This is a genomic window from Bacillus sp. 2D03 (assembly GCF_003946765.1).
Classification (GTDB): domain Bacteria; phylum Bacillota; class Bacilli; order Bacillales; family Bacillaceae_G; genus Bacillus_A; species Bacillus_A cereus.
On the sequence record NZ_RPSJ01000006.1, the window covers coordinates 62,164 to 85,422 of the forward strand.

The window sequence follows — 23,259 nt, forward strand, 5'->3', positions numbered from 1 at the left end:
CACCAATCGGGTTTTTACGGGCAGTTAATGCGGGATAAAGTGAAGCTTTAATTGGCGGGGAATTCCTCGCTGATTATTGGCTCGATACAATATAGATTTGGCGTTAAAACAATTGAATGTTTTTATTGACGATAAATAATGTAAGCGTTATCATCGAGGTGTTAACAGTACATATAAAGGGGAGAATGTATATGTTAGTTCAAACTATATTCGGAATGGATAAGTCTAAAAAATTAGGGGATTATGTGAACGCATTACAAGCGCTTTGTGAACAATATAATGTTGAAACAGATAAAATTGCGATTATTGAGGCAACAGAGGAATACTATTTATTTTTAGTAAAGCAAGAAGAGCACTATGATGTTGTCAAGGTAGAAACAGTTGATACGAATATTGAATATTATACGAAAGCTTATAAAATAAGCAGTTTTAATCATGCTGCGTATCAAATGTAAAAAAACTCCCTTTTGGGAGTTTTTTTAGGAGGCTTTTACTTCGTGAGAGTCGGTTACTAATGGAACTTTTTTCGTACCGCTTAGCTTAGCCATTGCAAGACCAATAAGAGCTCCTACTAATGCTGGTATTAGCCAGCCGATTCCTTCATTATATAAAGGGATAAATTCAAAATATGGTGTGATAAATGAAACTGAAATACCACCTTGTTTTAATCCATCAAATACGCTTACTACAGCTGCTCCGATTAAAGCACCTACATAAACAGAGCGATATCCACCGAAGTATTTATGAAGCAATGATAGTAGTACAAGTACAATTGCAATTGGATACACAACAAGCAGAATTGGAACAGAGATTGCGATAATTTTCGTTAAACCTAAGTTGGCAACTAGTAATCCTAATGCGCAAATGATACTCGCGAACGTTTTGTATGAAAATGTAGTCAATAATGTTGAAAAATATTGGCTGCACGCAGAGACGAGTCCAACGCATGTCGTTAAACAAGCGAGTGTAACGATAAGAGATAATAGGAGCAAACCATATGGACCGAATAATTGTTGTACGATAACAGTAAGTAGCTGTCCGCCATTTTTTGCATATCCGAGCGAGACGCTAGTTGCCCCAAGCCAGCCGAGTGCACCGTATACAAGTACGAGCCCTGTAGCGGCAATAAGCCCTGCTTTTGCTGTGGCGATGGCAATGGACTTACGATCATTCACACCTTTAGAGCGAATTGCATTTACAACGATAATTCCGAATGCAAGTGCTGAAATGGTGTCCATTGTTAAGTAGCCTTCCATAAAGCCTTTGAAGATTGGAGAAGTTTGATACTCTTGCATTGCTGGTCCTGATTGTCCAAGTGGTGTAAATACACTTTTAACAAACAATAAGAAAATAGAGAGTAATAAAATAGGTGTTAATACATTTCCAATACGATCAACAAGTTTAGATGGATTCAAACTCAGCCAAAATACGATAGTAAAGAAGATGATTGTATATACAAATAGTACTAGGCTGCTAGAGCGGATTGTTTCTGGCAAGAAAGAACTAACACCCATTTCATAAGCGACATTTGCAACACGTGGGATGCCCATGGATGGACCGATGGCAATGTATACAACCACTGTAAAGAAAATTCCGAATAATGGATGAACATGACTTGCAAGTTGTTGCATTCCATTTCCTGATAGAGAAATTGCGATAACAGTAAGTAGTGGTAAGCCAACTCCTGTTAGTAAAAATCCAATCATTGCTGGCCAAAAGTTTTCACCTGCGTTTTGCCCAAGCATGGGAGGGAAAATTAAATTACCTGCCCCAAAAAATAAAGAAAATAGCATAAGACCCGTGAAAAAAATATGTTTTTTTGATACAGTGTTCATTGTTTTTCCTCCTTTTTCATTCATTTGTAAGAACACAAAAAACTCGTCCCTAAAGAAAGGGACGAGTTATATTTACCCGCGATACCACCCTAATTTACACATGTAGAAATAAATCTATATGTATACGGCTTTGCAACGTACAACATGATACGTGTTCCTTGTAACGGGGGACGGCCGGTAAGAACTTACTGTAACATTCGGTTCTACTTCTCGGAGATGATTTTCGGTTACGCGCTGAACGTTGGCTTTCAGCAAATCGCCAACTCTCTGGGGAACAGTTCTATAACGTACTCGTTCTCGTCAATGAATTTTTATTCAAGTATTCTGACAGTATTGTTGCATGTTTTTTTTAGAAAGTCAATATGTTTTTTGAAAGATATATTTATATACGGAAATATCGAAAGTGATATTCGTTGTTGCAAAAGGAATAATGAATTGTAAAATGGAAGTAAAAATTTGCGGAGAATTGTAAAATTTATAGAGAAAGTTGATATTTATAGGAGTAAAGAAGGGATTGTTTGAATTTACAGAGAATAATACAACAATCCACTTGCTGGAAAGAACAAACCAAAAGAGGTGACTGAAATGCTTGCGATGGGAGTATTATTTGGCATTATTGCTATAATTGGTTTTATGTGGTTATATTATTCGCGTTCGTTTAAACAAGCAGAAGTTTTACTCTTTCAAAAAGGTAGTTTGTTGACAAATCAGTCTAGATATTTAGTATGTCCGAAGTGTGGAAGTGCACAGGCCAGAAGTGGAGGATATCAAGAGTGTTGCAAAATTAGGTTATGAAAAAAGGAAGCCTCACATTATTTTGTGAGGCTTCCTTCCTTACAACTTCATCGCGCTCCAAATTGTCCATCGATCTCTTTCAATAATAGGAGAGACGTTTTGTAATGCGGTCTGTATATGTTGTAGAAGTTGAGAAAGTTCATCATCTGTTAACTCATATAGAATGGATCGACCTGTTCGAGGAGATAAATCTTGCAATAATGCTTCTACAGAATCATGTATTTTTCGTATTTCCCATTGTGTTTGTGTGGGAAGTACATGAAGAGAATGTTTTTGCAATTCAGTCTGTATAGTGTTGGTTTTTGGACGTCTTTTTGACTCTATTTCAATAAGTTTTGGAAATAAAGAGAAAAAATATCCGCGAATATGTTCGGGACTTCCTGGAATTGTACAATCTTCAATTGTTCGATCTTGTAAAATAAGTACACCGTTTTTATTTAATATACGAGAAGCTTCACGTAAAAATGTAGGAATGTCTTGTAAATGATGAATAACTGCACGCGAAATAACTATGTCAAATGTTTCATTAGGGTATGGGATATTATGTGCATCACCGTGGATGAATGAAATGTTTGGAAAGTTGTTACAATTTTCTTTTGCAGCTTGTAATATTTCTTTTGAAAAATCAAGTCCCACAACATTATTGGCTCCCATAAGAGCGAGTTCTTTCGTATAAATCCCACCACCACAGCCGATATCAATTATTTGCTTGTTTTGTATTTCTGTAATGTTTTTTACCATTTCAGCCCAAGAAATATGAGCGTTTCTTGTTGCATATGTGTACTTATTATTTTCATCATGAAAATTAATGGACATGATAAAGACCTCCTTTCAATGATTAGTATAGCGTATTTAATAGGATGTCACGTTTTTGTTTTATGTATGAAGGTTATAAGGATTTCTTATCGTAAGAGGAGGATTAATTTGAAAGGGAAATATGTATTGGTGTTGTTGTTTGTTATGTTACTAGCAGCTTGTGGTCAAGTTGAGCCGAAAAAAGAAACAAAAAAAGTAGAAGAGACGGTGAATGAAGTGAAAGAAACAATAGGGGTAACCGTTATACAAAAAAAACATAAAGAGAAAAAGTTGCAGGAATCAGAAGCGAAGTTAGTAATAGACATTTTGAATAAAGCTGAGAAACAAGAAATAACAGGAAGCTTCGGTGAACCTGAATATGAAATACAAATTAGTAGAGATGGGAAAAAAGAAACTTATTATGCATGGTTAAGGGGAGAAGATAGACGAGGATGGGTGCAATATAAGAAAGCTATGTATATGTTGAATGAAAAAGATACGGAAAAGCTTTTGGATATATTTCCAAATGTCTCAGAACAAAAAGAAGATGAGATGCAGGTAAGCCCTTTAACGGAAGTAACAAAAAAAGATTTGCAGATTACCGCGTTTCATATTAAAACAGGCGATCAAAACGTGAATTATACAGTACGGTATACGATTTCACAATCACTATACAATAAGTTAGTGAAGGAGCAAGAATATTATTTGCAACTCAATTTTCCAGAAAAAGTTCAAAAATTAATTGGAGCAAAAGAGAGTGAAATGATTTTAGGTGAAAAAGTAAAGGAAGGGTATAAGCAATATGAATTACATGCTACTGTTCCGATAAAAAGCGCTTCAGAATCACAATTAAAATCATTAGAAACATATTACGAAAATTATGATTTGAAAATATTAAACAGTGAAAAAGAAAAAATAGGTGTGTTTCAAAATATAATTCAGATTGTTAAAGATTATGGTGAAAAAATGAATTTTCAAAGATAAAGTGAGACTTTAATTAGCCCTTACGGATTGGAATGAATGTAAACTCGTCAAATCTATATGACCTTTCCTAGGAAATGATAATAGAGAGGGGAAAGCACCCCTCTCTATTACTTTGCTTTTGTAGATGGCTCATTCATTGATTTTCGTGTAATAAGAAAAGAAATCATAAGAGCGGAAAGGATGACAAGGGCAATAAATACGTGATTGGGCAACAAATCTAATAATAATACGTAACTAACGGTATAAAAAATAAGAGTTGAAGCTAAAAACGATAGAGCACCTATTATAAGAGATTGTAAATTCATTTGTGTACACCTCCTTTTATTTATATTTTTGGCTGAAAATGGATTATATAAACATTATTTCTAACAATAGAAAAAAATATGTCATAATAGAGAAAAGAACAAGCTTTGATGAATGATATGATTCATTAATGAGAGATAAAGGAGAGGAATATGAAAAATAATAAAAAAGGATTATGGGGAATTATTGTTGCGATAGGTCTATTTTTACTGTCTAAGTTAAAGTGGGTATTTGCAATTTTTAAATTAGCAAAGTTTTCAACGGTATTTAGTATGTTTCTATCGCTTGGCGCATACGCAGTTCTATATGGTTGGAAATTTGGAGTGGCGCTCATTTATTTGTTGTTTGTTCATGAAATGGGCCATTTATGGGCTGCGAAAAGAAAGGGGATCCCAACATCGCCAGCAATCTTTATTCCATTTATGGGGGCTCTTATTGGAATGAAAGAGATGCCGAAAAATGCGAAAGATGAAGCTTACATTGCATATATGGGTCCGCTTTTCGGACTTCTGTCATTTTTACCAGCGATACCGCTTTATATAATGACGAAAGAGCCATTTTGGGCGCTTGTTATTTTGCTTGGAAGTATGATTAATTTCTTTAATTTAATTCCCGTTTCGCCGCTAGATGGTGGGCGAATTATTTCAGTTGTCAGTACTAAAATTTGGGGAGCAGGCCTTATTTTATTACTTGGCTATTCAATTTACTTTAAAAGTATTTTGGGAGGGTTTATTGTTATTATCGGTTGTATGGAGTTATATAGAGTAATAAAGAGAGATGAGCCGATTAAGGAATTAGGGCATAAAATTGATGGAATGAAAGAATATGTTACTAGGCTTGAAGAGGAATTAAAAGAAACGGGTGCTGTACATCGGACTATATACGTGATGCATCATGAGATGAATGCATTAAGACAAAGAGAACGGGAAAAAGAGTTACAAATAGGTGAACTTCAAAAAATGGAAGTGTTAGAGTATCTTTTACCAAAGTTCGAACCGTTAGATTATGTTCCATATGAAGATGAAAAAGATGAGTATACAATTCACATAAGGGAAGCATTTGAAGCGTCAGAAAGAAAATTAAATGAATGGAAAACAGAAAAGGAACAACAAGAAAACTATTATAAAGTGGATGCGAAAACGAAATGGACAGTATTTGCTTGTTATATTGGATTAATGGCTATACTCGGTTACACAGCTTATGAAGGATATATTGTTCTACAAGAACATTTGCCAACGAGAAATGTATAGAAAAATATTGTCGAAATGATAGGAAGAATTAATACAGGAATTATATTTCTACAAGAGAATGTTACAAGTATAGTCATACGTTGTAATATTTTTAGTAGAGAAGGAGTTCTGTATATGAAGAAATTGTTAAATGTATTAGGTATTATTATCGTGATGATTATTGCGAGTTATAGTCTTATGAATGTGCTGTTACATTATGCGAATAAGCCTGCTGAGGTAAATACAATAGCTCAAATAGAAGATGTGCAAGAAGAGACAAAAGTGCTAGATTTTATTCGAATGACACATGAAAGCTATAATAATTTCTTAAATTACGGTAAAGCAGAGAATTATACAGATGGGGATTGGAATCAATTTAAGCAATGGTTTCAACAGCAAGAACAATCTTTAAAAAATATACATATGGAAATAAAGAATGAAAAAATAAAACGCGATGTAAATAGAAGCTATGAAATTGTAAAAAAAGGTGTGGAACTTCAAAATATTGAGTATGTAGTGTATGCCCACCGTGTATATCATGACTTGGATATCATCGTAAATAAATATAGAGGTGAAACGAATATCTGGGGGTATACGGAGTTTGGCGATGGGAAAGATATAAAAGTAATTGAACAAGCTATACAAACAAAATAATAAGCTAGCTAGAATTCTAGTTAGCTTATTTTCTTTTGTAAATATAATGTTCATATATTATTCACAAAAACACCGTGTTAATAGTGATTAAAATCACAATCTGCATTATAAGATTCAGTTAAACTAAAAATAGTTAAGGAAATAGAGGAGTGGGATACAATGTTAAGTGTAAAAACAATTGAAATCGTAAAGTCAACAGTACCATTATTACAAGAAAAAGGCGTTGAAATTACAACGAGATTTTACGAAATTTTATTTTCGGAACATCCGGAGTTATTGAATATTTTCAACCATACAAATCAGAAAAAGGGAAGACAACAACAAGCGTTAGCGAATGCTGTTTATGCAGCTGCAACGTACATTGATAATTTAGAAGCTATTATTCCAGTTGTAAAACAAATTGGTCATAAGCATAGAAGTTTAGGTATTAAAGCAGAGCATTACCCGATTGTAGGTACATGTTTACTGCGTGCCATTAAAGAGGTCGCAGGTGCACCTGATGAAGTTTTAAACGCATGGGGAGAAGCATATGGTGTCATTGCTGATGCATTCATTAGCATTGAAGCAGAGATGTATGAAGAAGCTGCACATAAAGAAGGTGGATGGAAAGACTTCCGCAACTTTGTGATTGTTAAAAAAGTGAAGGAAAGCGATGTTATTACGTCATTTTATTTGAAACCTGAAGATGGAGGGAAAGTTTCTTCATTCATCCCAGGTCAATATGTAACGGTTCAAATCAATATTGAAGGTGAGACATATACACATAATCGTCAATACAGTTTATCCGATGCTCCTGGGAAAGAATATTATCGTATTAGTGTAAAAAAAGAAAAAGGTGTAGATACACCAGACGGTAAAGTGTCTAATTACTTACATGAACATGTAAAAGAAGGAGATGTTTTACCAGTAAGTGCACCAGCGGGAGATTTCGTGTTAAATATGGATTCAACATTACCAGTTGTACTAATTAGTGGTGGAGTAGGGATTACACCGATGATGAGTATGTTAAATACGTTAATTGAACAAGATTCAAAACGTAATGTATATTTTGTTCATGCAGCAATAAATAGTAATACACATGCAATGAAAGAAGACGTTAAGGCAGTAGAAAATGAATATGAACAAGTTAAAGCATATACTTGTTATTCTGCACCGACTGAAAAAGATTTAGAAATGAAGAACTTTGATAAAGAAGGTTTCATTGAAAGTGAATGGTTAAAAACTATTATTCCGACAACTGAAGCAGAGTTTTATTTCTGTGGTCCAGTAGCATTTATGAAGCATATAAATGCTGCACTAACTGATTTAGGTGTGAAACAAGAGCATATTCATTATGAATTTTTCGGCCCAGCAACAAGCTTACAATAAGCAAAAAAACGAGGTATTTATTTTACCTCGTTTTTTATTTGTTCTCGTAATAAACGGTTTACTGTTTCACGGCGTATACCTATCAGTTGACCAATTTCGGTTTGTGTTAATATTTCATATATAGGAATGTCACCTAAATATAGGGTGAACCATTCTTGTAAACGATGAAGACGTTCTTTCGGAGAGACGGTTGTCAATTGATCAATTCGTTGTTGCATCATTCTTAATTTAGATTGTAATTGCATAGCGATGTTAGCATACGATTCGGGATTTGCTTGAAGTCTCTCGTACCATTCACTACTAGTGATCGGTTCCACTTCTGTTTTTATTAAAGCGATAGCTGTACCGTGATATTCTTTCGGTGAAATTAAAGAATGATGAGGTATCGTTTCACCTGGAACGATAATGTTGAATAAAAATGGTGTTCCGTCTTCTTCTAGCCGAACTACTTTTAATAAGCCTGTTTTTATAAAGTATAAAGGACCGTCCTCGCCTTGACGGAATAGTACATCTCCTTTGTGTAGAATCAATGTTAGCCCCCCATTAATATGTTTCTATTTCTTCTATTTTAGCGTATATGTATATAGACAATATGCTATTTCAACAGCAATTTCATTGACGAAATGTATGCTATTACAGTAGTATACTATTTAGTGTGTAATAGTACTAGCAATGAATACGCTGTAGGGGGTTTAGTATATTGTTAGATGCGATGAGAATGACGGATATGAGAATTCCGGCGAATGCTATCATTCATGTAGAAGAGATGAAAGGTGGAGTCGTTTTATCCGTTGAAGTAGACGGCCAAATTATTTATACGATGGCTTATGATGAAGAAACAGATAGCTATGCTGAATTATATGATCGAAACGATAAGAGGGCGTGCCAAGTACATGAAGACTTCATGGGGTGGTCACTTCTTCATTAAAAAAGATGTCAATATGACATCTTTTTTTATTAAATCGATAGAATATACAAAGAAATGAAATATAAGGATAAAATTTGTAATAATTGATTTTGCATTGTTAGCACTCTGTAACTGCAAGTGAACTATTTTTTCGCTATCATAAAGATAACAGTCGCAGTTATAGGAGTGGTCAACTTGAAGAAAGTACATATTTCAAATTATATGTTATTATGTGTTTGTTTAATTTTATTTGTTCTCCTCGGAGGATTTTTATATTCATGTGTATAAGAAAAACGCATTCTAAAAAGAATACGTTATAAAAGGGAAATAATGATTAATCTAGTTCCAAGAATAATCAACGTAATACGTAATAAATTAATTACGGCGTTACCACTTAGTTTTGTATTAATGTAAGCCCCGATTTTTCCGCCAATCCATGCACCCGGAATCAGGATTAATGCATAAATCCAGCTGACATTTCCAAGTGAGATGTGAGTTGCAGAACTTACAATTGCTGATAGAAATACGATGAACATTGAAGTTGCTACTGCAATATGTGCTGGGAATGCAAAAAGAAGCATCATTGCTGGAACAAGTAAGGCACCGCCACCAATTCCAAATAATCCAGATATAAACCCAACTATAAAGGCGATAAAGATAGCAAGAAACGGTGGGAATTGGTAGTGTACAGTATTTCCATCATTATCTGTAAAAGAACGCTTAATTACAGACGTATTTGAGAGGGAAAGAGGTTTTAATTTGTCTCGAAGCATAAGTAGAATTGAGACGAATATAAGGAAAATCCCAAAGTATAAAGAAAATGTGTCTTGGTTTAAAAATTTATTTGCCCATGATCCGATAATACCACCAGGGCCGCTTCCGATAAATAAAATAAGTCCACTTTTATAATCTACTCGCTTATGCTTCATGTAAGTAAGGGTGGAAGATAGTCCTGTGAAAACGACTGTTACCATAGAAGTCCCTACTGCAAGTTGTGGTGATAAACTGTGTAATCCAATTAATAACGGAACAATAATAATTCCGCCTCCAAGCCCAACTAGGCTGCCGACTGTTCCGGCGATTAGTCCGATGAAAAGTAACATGATGTATTCCAAAATTGCCAACTCCTCTAAATAACTTATCCATCAATTATTATACACGCTTTTTAATGAGAAATAGGCTTGTTCACAAAAAAGTCGTCTTCCTAGAAAAATAAGGAAGACGACTTTTGATTAGAAAACAAAATGTAATAGGTAGTAAAACAGAGCAGCTAAAGAAGCTGAAATAGGAAGTGTAATAACCCATGTAATTAACATACGTTTTGCAGTTCCCCATTTTACCCCTTTCACACGGTGAGAAGCACCAACCCCTAAAATAGAAGAAGAGATAACGTGCGTCGTACTAACCGGTAAGTGAATGAATGTTGCACCGAAAATAACAAGTGATGATGATAAATCGGCAGCTACACCATTTACAGGACGAATTTTCATAATTTGTCCACCGACAGTTTTAATAATTTTCCATCCACCGACAGAAGTACCAAGCCCCATTGCGACAGCACAAGATAATTGTACCCAGAACGGGATATCGCTAGAAGTATGATAGTTATTAGCCATAAGTGCCATCGTAATGATCCCCATTGCTTTTTGTGCATCATTCGTACCGTGTGTGTAGGCTTGTAATGCTGCAGTGAAAATCTGGAATATACGGAAGTTCTTATTCGTTTTCGTTAAGTTAAAGTTTTTAAATACTACTTTAAAAATACTGTATACGATATAACCAATAACAAAAGCGATAATCGGTGAAATGATTAAAGCTTCAATAATTTTAATGAATCCTTTAAGATTTAGCGAGCTAATCCCAGCGGCCGCAATTGCAGCACCTGCGATTGCGCCGATAATTGCATGCGAAGAACTACTTGGAATACCGTAGTACCAAGTAATTAAGTTCCAAGCTATTGCCGCAAGCAAAGCAGCTAAAATTACAAGAGAACCATTTTGTAAGGCGAATGGATCAACGATATCTTTTGTAATCGTTTTTGCTACACCTGTAAATGTCATTGCGCCCAAAAAGTTCATAATAGCCGCCATAATAATGGCATGTCTAGGCTTTAGAGCTTTCGTTGAAACAGCCGTTGCAATAGCGTTTGCTGTATCGTGAAATCCATTGATAAAGTCAAAAGCTAAAGCGCAAATGACTACTAAAACGGTCAGTATCAAGAGTGTATCCATGATCAAACTCCTTACGCGTTCTTCATAATAATTGTTTCTAATACGTTTGCAACGCTTTGACAGCTATCAGCTACTTCTTCAAGCTCTTCGTAAATCTCTTTAAATTGAATAATCTTAATCGGATCTTTTTCACGAGAGAATAAGTGCTTAATCGCATGACGGCGAATATCATCACACTGTGATTCATAATCCTTAATCTTAATCGCATTTGTACGAATGTCGACTAATTTTTTGTTAGACATTAATTCAACAGAGTTTGCAATCTCAATCGCACATTGATTAATTGCTTCTACGAATTTAATCATGTATTCATCAGCTTCTGTAATAGAATACATTTCGAACAGACCTGCACTGTGATCTAATCCGTCTAATACATCATCCATACTCATTGCAAGTTGTAGGATGTCCTCACGCTCAATCGGAGTGATAAACGCTTTGTTTAACTCCATAATGATTTCGTGAATAAATGAGTCACCTTTTGACTCATACTCTTTCATGCGCATAGAAAACTCTTTTAAATCGCTAGCATTTTTAATTTTATACTCCACGAAAAACTGCGCGCCTTCTTTTAAATTTTCGGAAACATTCATTAACATTTCAGAAAATTTATCTTTTTTTGATTTAAAGACCATTATTGTTACCCCCACAAAAGTAATATATGTAAAATATATTGGCTAATCAATTCTAACAAAAAACTGTCGTTTTTTAAAACATTTTATCGAAAAGTTTACAAAAACTTAACATAACTCTCGTTGTTCTATTAATAATATTAATATCCAATAGTGAATATCTTACTTGTAGAATGTCCTTTTCTTGCAAAAAGTATGAATGCAAAAGAAAAGCTTTACACTATAGGAATGACTACGTTATTATAATAAATTTAAAAGGCGGTGTATTCTTCCTTTTAAAAAGAAGAGTGTAAATAAATGAAGGAAGTGAACGAATGAAATTGAAGAACACTCATTTTAAAAAAATGCTTGAGTGGTTCAATAAGAGGAAGAAACTTCGTAATTCATTAATTGTATTGGGAAGTGTACTCGTTACTCTATTTATTGCTGTAAATATAATAATTTCCATTCAAGACATATCTGAATTAAAACAAGCTGTTCCACAACCGACTTTAATTTATGATGCAAATAATGAGGTCGCAACTAAATTAGCTTCTTCGAAAACAGAAGGCGTTAAAAGAAAAGATATTCCTGATATTATGGTTCAGGCAATTGTTGCAGTAGAAGATAAGGAATTTTTTAACCATCATGGTATTTATTATAGTGGAATTATAAGTGCGGTTTTTAAAAATATTACAGCAGGAGAAGTTGTAGCAGGGGGAAGTACAATTACACAGCAGCTTGCGAAGAATGTATTTCTGACACAAGATCGTACATTTTCTCGTAAAATAAAGGAATACTTTTTAACAAAAAAAATAGAACGTACTTATACAAAAGATGAAATTATTGAAATGTATATGAATCAAATTTATTTTGGGGAAGGTGCTTGGGGTATAAAAAGGGCAGCAAAATCTTATTTTAATAAAGATGTAAAAGATTTATCAATTTCAGAAGCTGCAACGATTGCAGGCTTGATTAAAGCACCATCTGCATATTCACCTTATAAAAACTTTAACAAGTCAATTGAAAGACGTAATGTCGTATTAAGCTTAATGAAAGAGCAAGGGTATATTTCTGACGAACAGTATAATAAAGAAAAAGAGAGTGGTCTTGTATTAAAACGTGGTGTGGATGATAAATACAAGGGAAAATATTCTCAATATGTAGACTATATTGTTAGAGAAGCGATGGACAAATACGAATTGACACAAAATGAAATTTTAGCGGGTGGTTATCGTATTTATACAGAGCTTGACCCGAAAAAACAACAGGCTGTAGAAGACGTTGTGAATAATGATAGTTATTTCAAAGATAATGGCTCAGACCAACTGATGCAAACGGGTGTAGTTCTTATGAATCCAAAAACAGGTGGTGTACCAGCTTTAGTTGGAGGGAGAGGACCGTACCAGTTTTTACAGTTTAATCATGCAACCCAATTAAAAAGACAACCTGGCTCAACGTTAAAGCCTTTAGCTGTATATGTACCCGCGTTAGAGCAAGGGTATGAAGTATACGATATATTGAAAGATGAACCATTTAATATTAAAGAATATAAACCACAAAATAGCGATCATACTTTTCACGGTGATGTGACAATGTATGAAGCTGTGGCAAAGTCGTACAATGTTTCGGCTGTTTGGCTATTGGAACAGATTGGATTAGATAAAGGATTGAAATCTTTAGAGCGATTTGGTATTCCATTAGTGCCAGAAGATCGTACGTATCCAATCGCTTTAGGCGGTATGCATGTAGGAACATCCCCATTTGTAATGGCTCAAGCGTATAGTACATTTGCAAATGATGGTGTTCAAGTGGAAGCTCATGCGATTAGAGAGATACAAAATGCGGAAGGTGAAACGATTGGAAAGTGGTATAAGAAAGAGACACGAGTGACAAGCGAGAAAATTTCTCAAAAGATGACATATTTATTAAAAGGCGTTGTCGAAAAGGGAACGGGCGAAAAGGCGAAAGTTAATAATGTTGATACGGCCGGTAAGACAGGAACTACTCAAATTGTAAATGGCCCAAGCACCGGCGCAAAGGATTCATGGTTTGTTGGATACACACCAGATTTGGTAGGTGCGATTTGGGTAGGATATGATAAAACAGATAGCGATCATTATGTTCCGGGTGGTAGTCAAATTACGACGACAATGTTCCGGGATATTATGAAAAAAGCGAACGCAAATCCAGCTCAAAAAGCATTTCAGTTATCGCTCATATCTGAGGCTGATTATAAAAAACAATTGACTACAATAGAAGAGGAAAAACGAAGAAAAGAAGAAGAGAAGAGAAGGAAAGAAGAGGAACAACAAAGAAAAAAAGAGCAACAAGAGTGGATTGATAAAGTGAAAGAATGGATTCCTTCATTTTGGTAAAAGAAAGAGGCGAATAATGAAATTCGCCTCTTTTTTGTATGAAAAACAAAATGAAATTTTAAACGATTGAAATTATCCCTTCTCCGTACTAGTTACTACTCGTTAAGTATAATGTTCGTATTGCCAAAGGATTGAGAATCGTATGTGACAATTATTTTTCCTTTACTAATAGGTTCGTAAGGTAATTCTTCTTCGTAATTACCATTATTTTCATTGTGGATAGAAAGTGTAATTTCATCGATTTTTTTATTTGTATACTGATCTTTAATCGTTTCAGCAATTTGAAGTAACGCTTCGGAACTAGAAGCTTTCGTAATAAGCATTCCCGTTATAACTTTCTTTTCATTTTTTGTTGCATTGGAATAAGGGATGTTGCTTTGTTTCGTATACAAAATTTTGTATGGAACAGTTTTTCTATCTGCTTTTGAAATAGTGGAATATTTTAGAGTTAAAAAAAATCCTACACATAAAATAATGCATACCATAAGAGCAATCCAAATGCGTATTAGTGACATAACTCTCATTTTCATCCCTCTTTCATATCTTTGACTTCACTATTTATCATACAAAATGAGGATTAAGATAGAGTAAATTTGAGGTAAAGAAACGTAAAGAAGGAGCACTTATCCTCCCAAATAAGTGCTCCTTTCTATATAAAGAGAGATTTAATGCACGGTTAATCAATACATACAATTATCAATATACTTATTGAGTGAAAATTAGTAAATTCGGAATATAGATAGTGTTGCAGTTGTATCGCCTGTGTTAGGAATAGAAATAGTGTTTGCCGTAGGCTGTATAGAAATTGTTGTACCAGCTTGTAAAGTAACGATTGTAGAGAACGAAACAGCACTACCGATAACATTAGTTGAGAAATTACGAGTAGGTGGTTGACCATTGAATGAAATACCGAATCCAAATGGTGAAGATCCTGGGAAAGTTGTAGACGCTGAGAAACTAATATCATATACTCCTGTTTCTAAAATTGTTAAAGTATCTGAAGTATCGTTGAAAGAGATATTAGTTAATTCAAAAACTTGATTGAATTGGAGGTTTGTTCCAGGAGATATAGTTTGTGGATTGGAGTTTCCAATTGCAGCGATAGTTACAGGAATTGGAGTACCCGCTGGTCCTTGAGCACCAGTAGCACCTGTTGCGCCCGCTGGTCCTTGAATACCTTGAGGTCCGGTAGCACCTGTTGCGCCCGCTGGCCCTTGAGGTCCAGTAGCACCAGTAGCACCTGTTGCTCCCCCTCCAAGGCAACCTGATCCGTATTGAACTAGGATAGTTTGGATTTCTGTTATAAGTTTAACTAATTTGTCGATCGTACAACAATCTACTTTGAATAATTTAGCGATATACAGTAAATAATTAAGCAGACTTTGTAGCTCAACGTACAATGCTCCGCATGAGAAAGGTGTTGTTCTTAAAATAGTTAATAGATTAGCAATAATAGAATTTCCAATTTGTTTTTGTGCTGGAGATAAATCTAAGCAATTAAGGAATTTTTGTAGATTATTTAGGGCCGCGATTAAGTTGTCGATATTATTTTGAGAAGGGTTTTGAAAGACAGCTTGAATAGCTTGACCAAGAGCTTGAAGAAGTCTAACAAATTCTGTAAGTTCTGACTTAGGGATGTTAATATGGCTACATGCTCTTACTTCGCAACAATCATTACCATAAAATACTTTTCCTTTATTTTTATTGTTCATCTTTTCATTCTTTTCTTTCATAGAATCATTAGTCATTACTATATATTAAAATGAAATTTATACTAAATTCGTGATGGACAAACTACCATTTCTAAAAAAATAAGAAATTGGCCCACCTACGAAAGAAATAAGTAAGATATAGAGAAAGGTTTATATAATGTAAAGAAGAAAAGTGCAACATAAAAAACTACATGCTAATTGTTGGGAGTGTTTAACAATTGGCATGTAGTTCGTGGATTAGTCCTCTATTTACATTGATTTAATTTTTCAAGGGTTGTTTTAGGTAAGATTGGAATTGAAATAGTGAAAGTTGTACCATCTTCATTACTAGTCATTTTTAATGTGCCGTTATGATTTTGGATGATTTTTTTTGTTACTGACAAGCCTAGTCCTGTTCCCGAATCCTTCGTTGAGAAGAATGGGTCAAAGATATATTCTTGAATAGCTGGAGGAATACCAATTCCATTATCTGTGAAAGTAATCCGAATGAAGTTATTAAGGCGATAACTAGTAATTTGAATAGAAAGAGGTTTGTCGCCTTGAGCATCGACGGCATTTTGAAATAGATTTAAAAACACTTGAACAAGTTCATGTCGATCAATATTGACTAAAATATCATCTAATTCATTAGAGAAGTTATAATCAATTGAAATATTATGCAAGGAAACTTCACTAGCTAGTAACTGTTGAATATAGTCACGTAAAAATGTATTGATGGGAAACGGTTCTCTTGTAAATTCCCGTGTTTTTGAAATGGCTAAAAATTTTGTAATAATATTATTTGCACGATCTAATTCAGGGATAAGCAAGTTTTTAAATAACTCTTTATTTGATGGAGAAACGCTTTCTTGTAAAAATTGTAAGTATCCTCGTACTGTTGTAAGAGGATTTCGTACTTCGTGTGCAATTCCAGCTGCGATTCGCCCTGCTAACGAAAACTTCTCTGCATCACGTTCTGTATTTAAATAATGAAAGACACTAATAACTCTAAAAATCTCCCCGTTATAATCGCGAATAATTCGGTTATTTATAATGCCATAGTTTTTGTCTAAAACTTCTTCATTATATATTTCTGTTCCCGTTTTTAATGTTTCAATCGCTTTAATTTTTTCTTCCGGCAAGTTTAGTAATTGTTGAATCGGTTTTCCGATAATATCATTTCGTATTATACCGAAATCATCTGCAGCAACTTGATTACATAAAGTAATATTCCCTTTACTATCGATAAAGGTTACATGATGTGAAAAGGCATCAAAAATATGTACAAAGTGTTTTTCAAGTTGTTCAAATAAAAATAATGAATCACAAGTAAGTTGAAAATGAGCCTCTTTATTCTCTTTTGGTATTTCTTGAATGGAATGAGTCGTTCTAGTTTTCTTTATTCGTAAACCAATATGTGGATTTTTGTATGTGAAATGATGTGGTAATTGATTCACAAGTTCTTCATAAAAACGTACTTTATTTTCTAGTTCTTCAATTCGTTTTTCATGAGATACAGTAGCATCGTTTGGAAGCATAAATAAATAACCCCTCATTTTAAAAATTCTTCCATATAGTATATCATATTTTTATAAGGATACCCTTAAAGAAAAGGCTACATGATGCAAAGTGAATAGAAGATGAAGTTAAAAAGGGAGGGGTATATGTGCTGTTTATTGGAGTGACAGGATGGGGAGATCATGATTCTTTATACATAAATCCCTATGAAAATAGAAATAAATTACGAACATACAGCGAGTATTTTCCTATTGTGGAAGTGGATAGTTCATTTTACGCAATGCAACCTGCACGAAATTATATAAAATGGGCAATGGAAACGCCGAAAGATTTTTCTTTTGTCGTAAAAGCGTATCAAGGAATGACAGGACATATGAAAGGTGAAATTCCTTTTTCTACGTTCGATGAGATGTTTAATGTGTATAAACAGTCTATTCTTCCTTTAATAGAAGCTGATAAATTAAAAACAATTTTATTTCAATATCCACCATGGTTTGATTGCAAAAAGAAAAATGTAGATTTTCTTCGATATACGAAAGAAAAAATGGAAGGTTTACCATGTGCAATAGAATTTCGAAATCAAACATGGTTTTATCCAGAAATGAGAGATAAGACGTTACAGTTTCTAGAACAGGAGAAATGGATTCATACAATTTGTGATGAACCACAGGCTGGGATAGGTTCTGTGCCACTCGTGTTAGAGGTTACGAATTCAGACATGGCATTAATACGTTTTCACGGTCGAAATGTTCATGGTTGGCTTGAGAAAGGGGAAAATTGGAGAGCGGTTCGCTGTTTATATCGCTACAACAATAAAGAACTGGAAGAATGGGTTGAACGACTAGAGCAATTAAAAAAGAAAACAAAGGATATATACGTACTGTTTAACAACAATTCAGGTGGGGATGCAGCAGATAATGCGAAACAGCTTATGAAAATGATGAACATTACATATGGTGAGCCGAAGCCGGAGCAATTAAATTTTTTTGAATGATAATAAACAAGAAAGGCACTGTACAAACAGGGGGAATGTACAGTGCCTTTCTATATGAAAAAGAGGGGTAACAATGTTACTGAGCGTTTGGTTGATTCATCAATTGTTGGCTTCATAATAAATGATAATGGTTATCATTATCATTGTCAATGGTTTTTCTAAAAATATATAAAAAACTTTGTGTATTTTAAATAGAGATAAAAAAAGAACAGCGATTAATGCTGTTCTTTTCCATTGACGAATTGTTGTAAATCAAAAGGAGTTATCGCTTGGATAAATTCTTTTGAGATAAGTGTTTGAACGAGAGTGCTCTCAGAGATAGAAGCACCTGTTTTCTTTTCATAAGCTTGTTTTAATAAATCAAGTTTTTCAGCCGTTTCTTTTGGTAATTCAATTGTAAGTGTGTTCATAATTTCTCCCCCTTATTATTAGAGTACCACTACAGTATAGGAGAGACAAGAAAAGAGAATATGAAATATAAAAAAGGTTACCAAATTTTAAAATGGTAACCTTTTTTATGTATAAGAGTTATTAAGCAATACCGATATACTTTAAAGTTTTTGATGGAGTACTGTGATCAAAGAAGTGTTGTAAAAACGCAATATCAACACCTGATTTGTATGCACAATAACCCCAAGTTTTTCGAAGTGTATGTGAGCTAATCCCTTCTAATCCAACTTCTTTTGCAGCTTTGTTTAAAATGTACCATGCATGTTGTCTCGTAATAGATTTTGTTCCTTTTTGAGATTTTAACAATGGTTCATTACGTTTCCAAGTTTTACGTTCTTTCATGTAGTCTTCGATTGCGTGCTGTAAGTCTTCATTTACAGCAAACCATTTATGTTTCTTCACTTTTTCATTGTAAAATAAAATGGAATGGCGAACATTTTCATTTTCATCGATTACATCACTAACTTTTAATTGTAAGATTTCACTTACTTTTAAGCCAGAATTTACAGCTAATACGAATAATAAGCCATCACGTTTCGAAGATTGTAAAAGTATATTTTTGATAGTTTCTAATTGTTTTTCATTTTGAATAGGTTGTCCTGCTTGTTTCATTTCACGCACTCTCCTCTTTTATATGTGTAAAGGAAAGGATTAACTTGTTTCTTACTATAAAGGGAGAGTGTGAATTTCATGTGAACTCCTAGTGAAATTAAGACAAATTATTTGACTTCTTTTACTTTTTGTAAATTGAAATAGAATACAACACTGTTAGTCGTATTATACACACCATACTCGGCATGATGGAGGTCTAAAATGTTTTTTACAATAGATAATCCGAGACCGGTACCTCCGGTGTGACGGCTACGTGATGCATCTAGACGATAGAAGCGATCCCAAATTTTTTCAAGGCTTTCTTCAGGGATAGGGTTTCCTGTATTTTCGATTTCGACTTTTACGGTATCTTCTGCTTCTATAATGGAGACTTGTATTTTTTCTCCCTCTGGCGTATAACGGATTGCATTACTTAGTAAGTTCACAACTACTTGTTCAATGCGACTGCGATTTGCTGTAACAAGTATAGAAGGGTCTGCATCGATGTTCACTTGTAAATGTTTTTCTTCCATGCTAAATAATAATTTTGTGTAGACTTGTTGCGTTAATTCACCGATTGAGAACGTCGTCATATCTAGTTTGTAAGTACCAGATTCCAACTTTGCTAATTCTAACATTTCAACAATCAGCCTGTTCATATTTTCTGTTTCTTCTAAAATAACATCAGTATAATACGAAGTATCCTTACTAACACCATCTTTAATTCCTTCTGCAAAACTTCTAATTACACTTAGCGGTGTTTTTAATTCGTGTGATACGCCAGAAATGAATTCTTTTCTTGTTTTTTCTAATTGACGTTCACGTTCAATATCTTGTTGTAACTTTGTATTAGCAACATTTAATCGATCGATTCGATCTTTTAAATTTACAGATAATGTATTGATACTGCCAGAAAGCCCGCCAATTTCATCGTCAGCTGTAACAGGTAATTTCTCGCTGAAATCAAAATTAGCCATTTTTTTTGTAACACGATTTATTTTAATTAATGGCTTTACAATAATTTTTGAGTAGTAGAAGGATAACAAAATAATTACGAGAAACACGATGATTAAGGCATAGACATAATAATCTTTTAAAACGAGCATCGCTTCATTAACAGGCTGCAAAGATGCTATCGCAAAAGCATATTCTGTAATCCTTCCATTTTCTATAATCGGTTTTACAAAGATACTATTTTTTATATTTTCTCCACCATCTAATATGAAAGTACTTAATTGGTTCGAGTTAGAAGTGCCCTCTCTAATCATATCAGCAAAATATTGAACGGCTTGTAATGTTTCAATATCATTTGCAAGACGAACCTCAGCTTTGGATGGGAGCTGTAACTTAGTTATAACACCTGTAAAGACGATTCGAGTTGTAGATTTGTATCGGCTTGCAAGTCTATTCTTAGAAGGGTTACCATTAATTGACTGAAAATCCGAATAGAAATGTTCGTTCTGCCATTGATTATAATTCGTTCCTAATTTTTGTGGTGTGATTATATTATTCTCTTGTACGACTCCATCAACATTGATTATTACATCTTTTTTTAAACCTAAATTTTCGAATTTATTATATTCTTCTGGTGTTAAAAGATTATTGAGTGGAATGGAATACTGTTTATTATTGTTGGGATTAAATACATCGATATAGTAATTGTTATCACTTTTAATAATACCGTTAGAGTCCAAAAACTGCATATCGGCATTTGTTTTATCATGAAATTCTTGTTTTAGTTTTCTAACCTGCTCATAACTTTTATCACTTTTATCATAATTATCTACGAATTTTTCAAAAGCAGTTTGGACTGTTTTTACTTTCTTATTAATATAAAATTTCTCTAAAAATAGAGATTGTCCTAGGAAAAAAAGTAGGAATATGATTGTAAATAAAGTGGATGTTAATAAAAATAGTTTAAAGACGATACTTCTGTTTTTCACTACGTCACCTCTTATGAGAAATACTGTAAATGATTTCTTTATCCCGCTTTAACGGGCAATAAGACTCCCACTTCAAAATTCGGCGAATACAAGGGAGTTAAGTGGGAAATCAATTGCCCGTAAAATCCGATTGGTTCAACTAATAATCAGTGGGGGATGGAAAAAACCTCCACTGATTAAAGTTTCACTTTATTATAACAAACGTTACAAGAAAGTAGAGGGGAGAAATCTGTCTCTTTATAAAGTAGTTATTTATAAAAAGTCACATAAAAAGAACTCGCCAGACGTATGACAAGTTCTTTAGTGTATTATTGTTGAATTGCTGCATCTAAAGCGATTTCAATCATTTCGTTAAATGTAGTTTGACGCTCTTCAGATGTTGTTTCTTCGCCAGTGAAGATGTGATCGCTAACTGTTAATACAGATAATGCATTTACACCGTATTTCGCTGCTAATGTGTAAAGAGCAGTTGTTTCCATTTCTACTGCTAATACACCGTAATCTCCAAGTTTTTTAACCATGTCCATGCTTTCACGATAAAACACATCTGCTGTTAAAACGTTACCGACACGAACGTGTAATCCTTTTTCAGTTCCAGCATCATAAGCTTTCTTTAAAAGGTCAAAGTTTGCAGCTGGTGCAAAATCAAATCCTGGGAATGTTAAACGGTTCATATTAGAATCAGTACAAGCCGTCATTGCGATAATAACATCACGAACTTTTACATCTTTTTGAATTGCACCGCAAGTTCCAACGCGAATTAAATTTTTAACTCCGTAGCTTTGGATTAATTCGTTTACATAAATAGAAATAGAAGGAACACCCATACCTGTACCTTGAACAGATACACGTTTTCCTTTATAAGTTCCAGTGAAACCTAACATACCACGCACATTATTATAGCAAGTAACGTCCTCTAGAAATGTTTCAGCGATATATTTTGCACGTAATGGATCACCAGGTAATAGAATAGATTCAGCGATTTCGCCTTGTTTTGCTTCGATATGTACACTCATAAAAAAGTCCTCCTTATAGTGTATTGATAGAAATCAATATCATTTGCATTATACACTACGAATCCTTTCAATTAAAATCTTTTTATTATTTGTAATATGTGCAAAATAGGAGGATTTCATAAATCATAATCTAGAATATATATCTTAAGAAGTTTTGTATGAATAGAGACAATAAAAATGGTAGGTGATGTTTTGAAAAATCTTGTCATCGGGCTTATTGCGTTAGTACTTATTGTGGCAGGAGGATTTTACATAAAAAAATATCAAGAAAACGAAGAGACTGTAGGAGATGTTCAGGAAGTAAAGTGGGATGTTTCAAATGGAAAGGGAAATGAGAAAGTAGATATTGTATTTTAGTTGTTAAACAACAAGAATAATGAAATTCGTGGTGTAAATGATCAAATGCGGGCAGTGATTGTAGATGGACAGTTAAAAAACATACAACAAATTAAACCCACATTTGCAGGGAACGGGTCATATAAGTTATCTTCCAAAATAGCGAAAGACGAAGAATATACAATATTTTTATACGAAGATAAAAATAAGTCCGTAGAGTCATTCGCTAGGAAGAATTTTGGTAGAACGAAAGAGGAGAACAATAAGAAAAAAGTGAAATTTCCAATCGACAGTGTACTTACAAAAAAAATAGGAGAGTATGAAGTTTCTCTTTTATTTGGCGCATTACATCCGAATGAACCAGTTACGTTAACATTTCAGTTTCAAGCGAAAAAGGGTGAAAAATTGAAATTGCATTCAGAGAGAGGAGAAGTAGAGTCACTCTATATAGTGGATGAAACGAAGGAGAATTTTTTATACGCTATGCCTGTAGATACGGATGAACAATTACAATACCGAATTACATTTCCTGCCGAGGGCACGTATAAAATGTGGGGGAATTTCTATATAAATGGTAAGAAGTATGAAAAAGAATTTATTGTACAAGTTCAAAAAAGAAAAAACAGCTAAGAA

23 protein-coding genes, 1 pseudogene and 1 other annotated feature are annotated in these 23,259 nt (G+C 33.9%); of the genes and pseudogenes, 10 read left to right on the forward strand and 14 right to left on the reverse strand.

The genetic code is table 11. The annotated features are described in order from the left end of the window. Nucleotides 1–116: 116 nt before the first annotated feature. The gene (locus EBQ15_RS15015) at nt 117–455 is read left to right on the forward strand and encodes a DUF3922 domain-containing protein (protein ID WP_115735452.1); all 339 of its coding nucleotides are present in this window, start codon (nt 117–119) and stop codon (nt 453–455) included. A gap of 24 nt (nt 456–479) precedes the next feature. Here the strand turns inward: EBQ15_RS15015 and brnQ3 are convergent, their stop codons facing one another. Further along, nucleotides 480–1,835 (reverse strand): branched-chain amino acid transport system II carrier protein BrnQ3, encoded by a 1,356-nt coding sequence (gene brnQ3, locus EBQ15_RS15020; protein WP_001099175.1) that lies wholly within the window; start codon nt 1,833–1,835, stop codon nt 480–482. Between the two features lie 54 nt (nt 1,836–1,889). Next, nucleotides 1,890–2,148, reverse strand: a binding site (T-box leader). Between the two features lie 272 nt (nt 2,149–2,420). Between brnQ3 and EBQ15_RS15025 the strand changes: the two genes are divergently transcribed. Then, a complete protein-coding gene (locus EBQ15_RS15025; RefSeq protein WP_000880630.1) occupies nt 2,421–2,630 on the forward strand; it encodes a hypothetical protein in 210 nt (69 codons plus the stop codon). A gap of 39 nt (nt 2,631–2,669) precedes the next feature. On the opposite strand, the gene EBQ15_RS15030 is transcribed toward EBQ15_RS15025, so the two are convergent. Continuing rightward, nucleotides 2,670–3,446, reverse strand: a complete 777-nt coding sequence (locus EBQ15_RS15030; RefSeq protein ID WP_000026283.1) for a class I SAM-dependent methyltransferase — start codon at nt 3,444–3,446, stop codon at nt 2,670–2,672. Between the two features lie 108 nt (nt 3,447–3,554). Between EBQ15_RS15030 and EBQ15_RS15035 the strand changes: the two genes are divergently transcribed. After that, nucleotides 3,555–4,409 carry a YhfM domain-containing protein gene (locus EBQ15_RS15035; protein WP_000677063.1) on the forward strand — a complete coding sequence of 285 codons (855 nt, stop codon included), beginning with the start codon at nt 3,555–3,557 and terminating at the stop codon, nt 4,407–4,409. Nucleotides 4,410–4,516: 107 nt separating this feature from the next. Here the strand turns inward: EBQ15_RS15035 and EBQ15_RS15040 are convergent, their stop codons facing one another. Continuing rightward, entirely contained in the window at nt 4,517–4,714 is a 198-nt protein-coding gene (locus EBQ15_RS15040) for a hypothetical protein (protein ID WP_001053357.1), read from the reverse strand. 150 nt (nt 4,715–4,864) lie between these two features. Here EBQ15_RS15040 and EBQ15_RS15045 point away from each other — a divergent pair, with 150 nt between their 5' ends. From EBQ15_RS15045 to hmpA, 3 genes are all read left to right on the forward strand, one after another. Beyond that, a complete protein-coding gene (locus EBQ15_RS15045; protein WP_000794491.1) occupies nt 4,865–5,962 on the forward strand; it encodes a site-2 protease family protein in 1,098 nt (365 codons plus the stop codon). A 114-nt stretch (nt 5,963–6,076) separates the two neighbouring features. Beyond that, entirely contained in the window at nt 6,077–6,595 is a 519-nt protein-coding gene (locus EBQ15_RS15050) for a hypothetical protein (protein ID WP_000735229.1), read from the forward strand. 159 nt (nt 6,596–6,754) lie between these two features. Then, entirely contained in the window at nt 6,755–7,963 is a 1,209-nt protein-coding gene (hmpA, locus tag EBQ15_RS15055) for an NO-inducible flavohemoprotein (RefSeq protein WP_000953763.1), read from the forward strand. Between the two features lie 17 nt (nt 7,964–7,980). Here hmpA and EBQ15_RS15060 read toward each other — a convergent pair whose 3' ends face one another. Beyond that, nucleotides 7,981–8,493, reverse strand: a complete 513-nt coding sequence (locus EBQ15_RS15060) for a Crp/Fnr family transcriptional regulator (protein WP_000600585.1) — start codon at nt 8,491–8,493, stop codon at nt 7,981–7,983. A 170-nt stretch (nt 8,494–8,663) separates the two neighbouring features. On the opposite strand from EBQ15_RS15060, the gene EBQ15_RS15065 reads away from it, so the two are divergent. Beyond that, the gene (locus EBQ15_RS15065) at nt 8,664–8,891 is read left to right on the forward strand and encodes a hypothetical protein (protein WP_000883009.1); all 228 of its coding nucleotides are present in this window, start codon (nt 8,664–8,666) and stop codon (nt 8,889–8,891) included. Nucleotides 8,892–9,184: 293 nt separating this feature from the next. Here EBQ15_RS15065 and EBQ15_RS15070 read toward each other — a convergent pair whose 3' ends face one another. The 3 genes from EBQ15_RS15070 to EBQ15_RS15080 all read right to left on the reverse strand — a co-directional run bounded on the left by EBQ15_RS15070 (nt 9,185) and on the right by EBQ15_RS15080 (nt 11,733). Further along, nucleotides 9,185–9,985, reverse strand: coding sequence for a sulfite exporter TauE/SafE family protein (locus EBQ15_RS15070; RefSeq protein ID WP_000455762.1), 801 nt, complete (start codon nt 9,983–9,985; stop codon nt 9,185–9,187). 117 nt (nt 9,986–10,102) lie between these two features. Beyond that, nucleotides 10,103–11,101 carry an inorganic phosphate transporter gene (locus EBQ15_RS15075; protein ID WP_000380270.1) on the reverse strand — a complete coding sequence of 333 codons (999 nt, stop codon included), beginning with the start codon at nt 11,099–11,101 and terminating at the stop codon, nt 10,103–10,105. An 11-nt stretch (nt 11,102–11,112) separates the two neighbouring features. Further along, a complete protein-coding gene (locus EBQ15_RS15080) occupies nt 11,113–11,733 on the reverse strand; it encodes a DUF47 domain-containing protein (protein ID WP_000231447.1) in 621 nt (206 codons plus the stop codon). Between the two features lie 311 nt (nt 11,734–12,044). Here EBQ15_RS15080 and EBQ15_RS15085 point away from each other — a divergent pair, with 311 nt between their 5' ends. Continuing rightward, on the forward strand, nt 12,045–14,087 hold the full coding sequence (locus EBQ15_RS15085) for a transglycosylase domain-containing protein (protein ID WP_000769252.1): 2,043 nt from the start codon (nt 12,045–12,047) through the stop codon (nt 14,085–14,087). 95 nt (nt 14,088–14,182) lie between these two features. On the opposite strand, the gene EBQ15_RS15090 is transcribed toward EBQ15_RS15085, so the two are convergent. The 3 genes from EBQ15_RS15090 to EBQ15_RS15100 form a co-directional block, all read right to left on the reverse strand. Then, a complete protein-coding gene (locus tag EBQ15_RS15090) occupies nt 14,183–14,611 on the reverse strand; it encodes a hypothetical protein (RefSeq protein ID WP_001265577.1) in 429 nt (142 codons plus the stop codon). A gap of 195 nt (nt 14,612–14,806) precedes the next feature. Beyond that, a complete protein-coding gene (locus tag EBQ15_RS15095) occupies nt 14,807–15,820 on the reverse strand; it encodes a Gly-Xaa-Xaa repeat protein (protein ID WP_001999397.1) in 1,014 nt (337 codons plus the stop codon). 224 nt (nt 15,821–16,044) lie between these two features. Then, a complete protein-coding gene (locus EBQ15_RS15100; protein WP_000937238.1) occupies nt 16,045–17,316 on the reverse strand; it encodes an ATP-binding protein in 1,272 nt (423 codons plus the stop codon). 128 nt (nt 17,317–17,444) lie between these two features. Between EBQ15_RS15100 and EBQ15_RS15105 the strand changes: the two genes are divergently transcribed. Beyond that, on the forward strand, nt 17,445–18,290 hold the full coding sequence (locus tag EBQ15_RS15105) for a DUF72 domain-containing protein (protein ID WP_000897356.1): 846 nt from the start codon (nt 17,445–17,447) through the stop codon (nt 18,288–18,290). Nucleotides 18,291–18,505: 215 nt separating this feature from the next. On the opposite strand, the gene EBQ15_RS15110 is transcribed toward EBQ15_RS15105, so the two are convergent. The 4 genes from EBQ15_RS15110 to deoD form a co-directional block, all read right to left on the reverse strand. Further along, nucleotides 18,506–18,700: a DUF3924 domain-containing protein gene (locus EBQ15_RS15110; protein WP_001094860.1), complete on the reverse strand. Its 195-nt coding sequence runs from the start codon at nt 18,698–18,700 to the stop codon at nt 18,506–18,508. A 121-nt stretch (nt 18,701–18,821) separates the two neighbouring features. Then, nucleotides 18,822–19,352: a tyrosine-type recombinase/integrase gene (locus EBQ15_RS15115; RefSeq protein WP_000806236.1), complete on the reverse strand. Its 531-nt coding sequence runs from the start codon at nt 19,350–19,352 to the stop codon at nt 18,822–18,824. A gap of 107 nt (nt 19,353–19,459) precedes the next feature. Next, entirely contained in the window at nt 19,460–21,274 is a 1,815-nt protein-coding gene (locus EBQ15_RS15120) for a sensor histidine kinase (RefSeq protein WP_000797517.1), read from the reverse strand. Between the two features lie 308 nt (nt 21,275–21,582). Continuing rightward, nucleotides 21,583–22,290 (reverse strand): purine-nucleoside phosphorylase, encoded by a 708-nt coding sequence (gene deoD / locus EBQ15_RS15130; RefSeq protein ID WP_000110707.1) that lies wholly within the window; start codon nt 22,288–22,290, stop codon nt 21,583–21,585. Between the two features lie 177 nt (nt 22,291–22,467). Between deoD and EBQ15_RS15135 the strand changes: the two are divergent. Then, a pseudogene (locus EBQ15_RS15135) lies at nt 22,468–23,256 on the forward strand (hypothetical protein). Nucleotides 23,257–23,259: the final 3 nt, after the last annotated feature.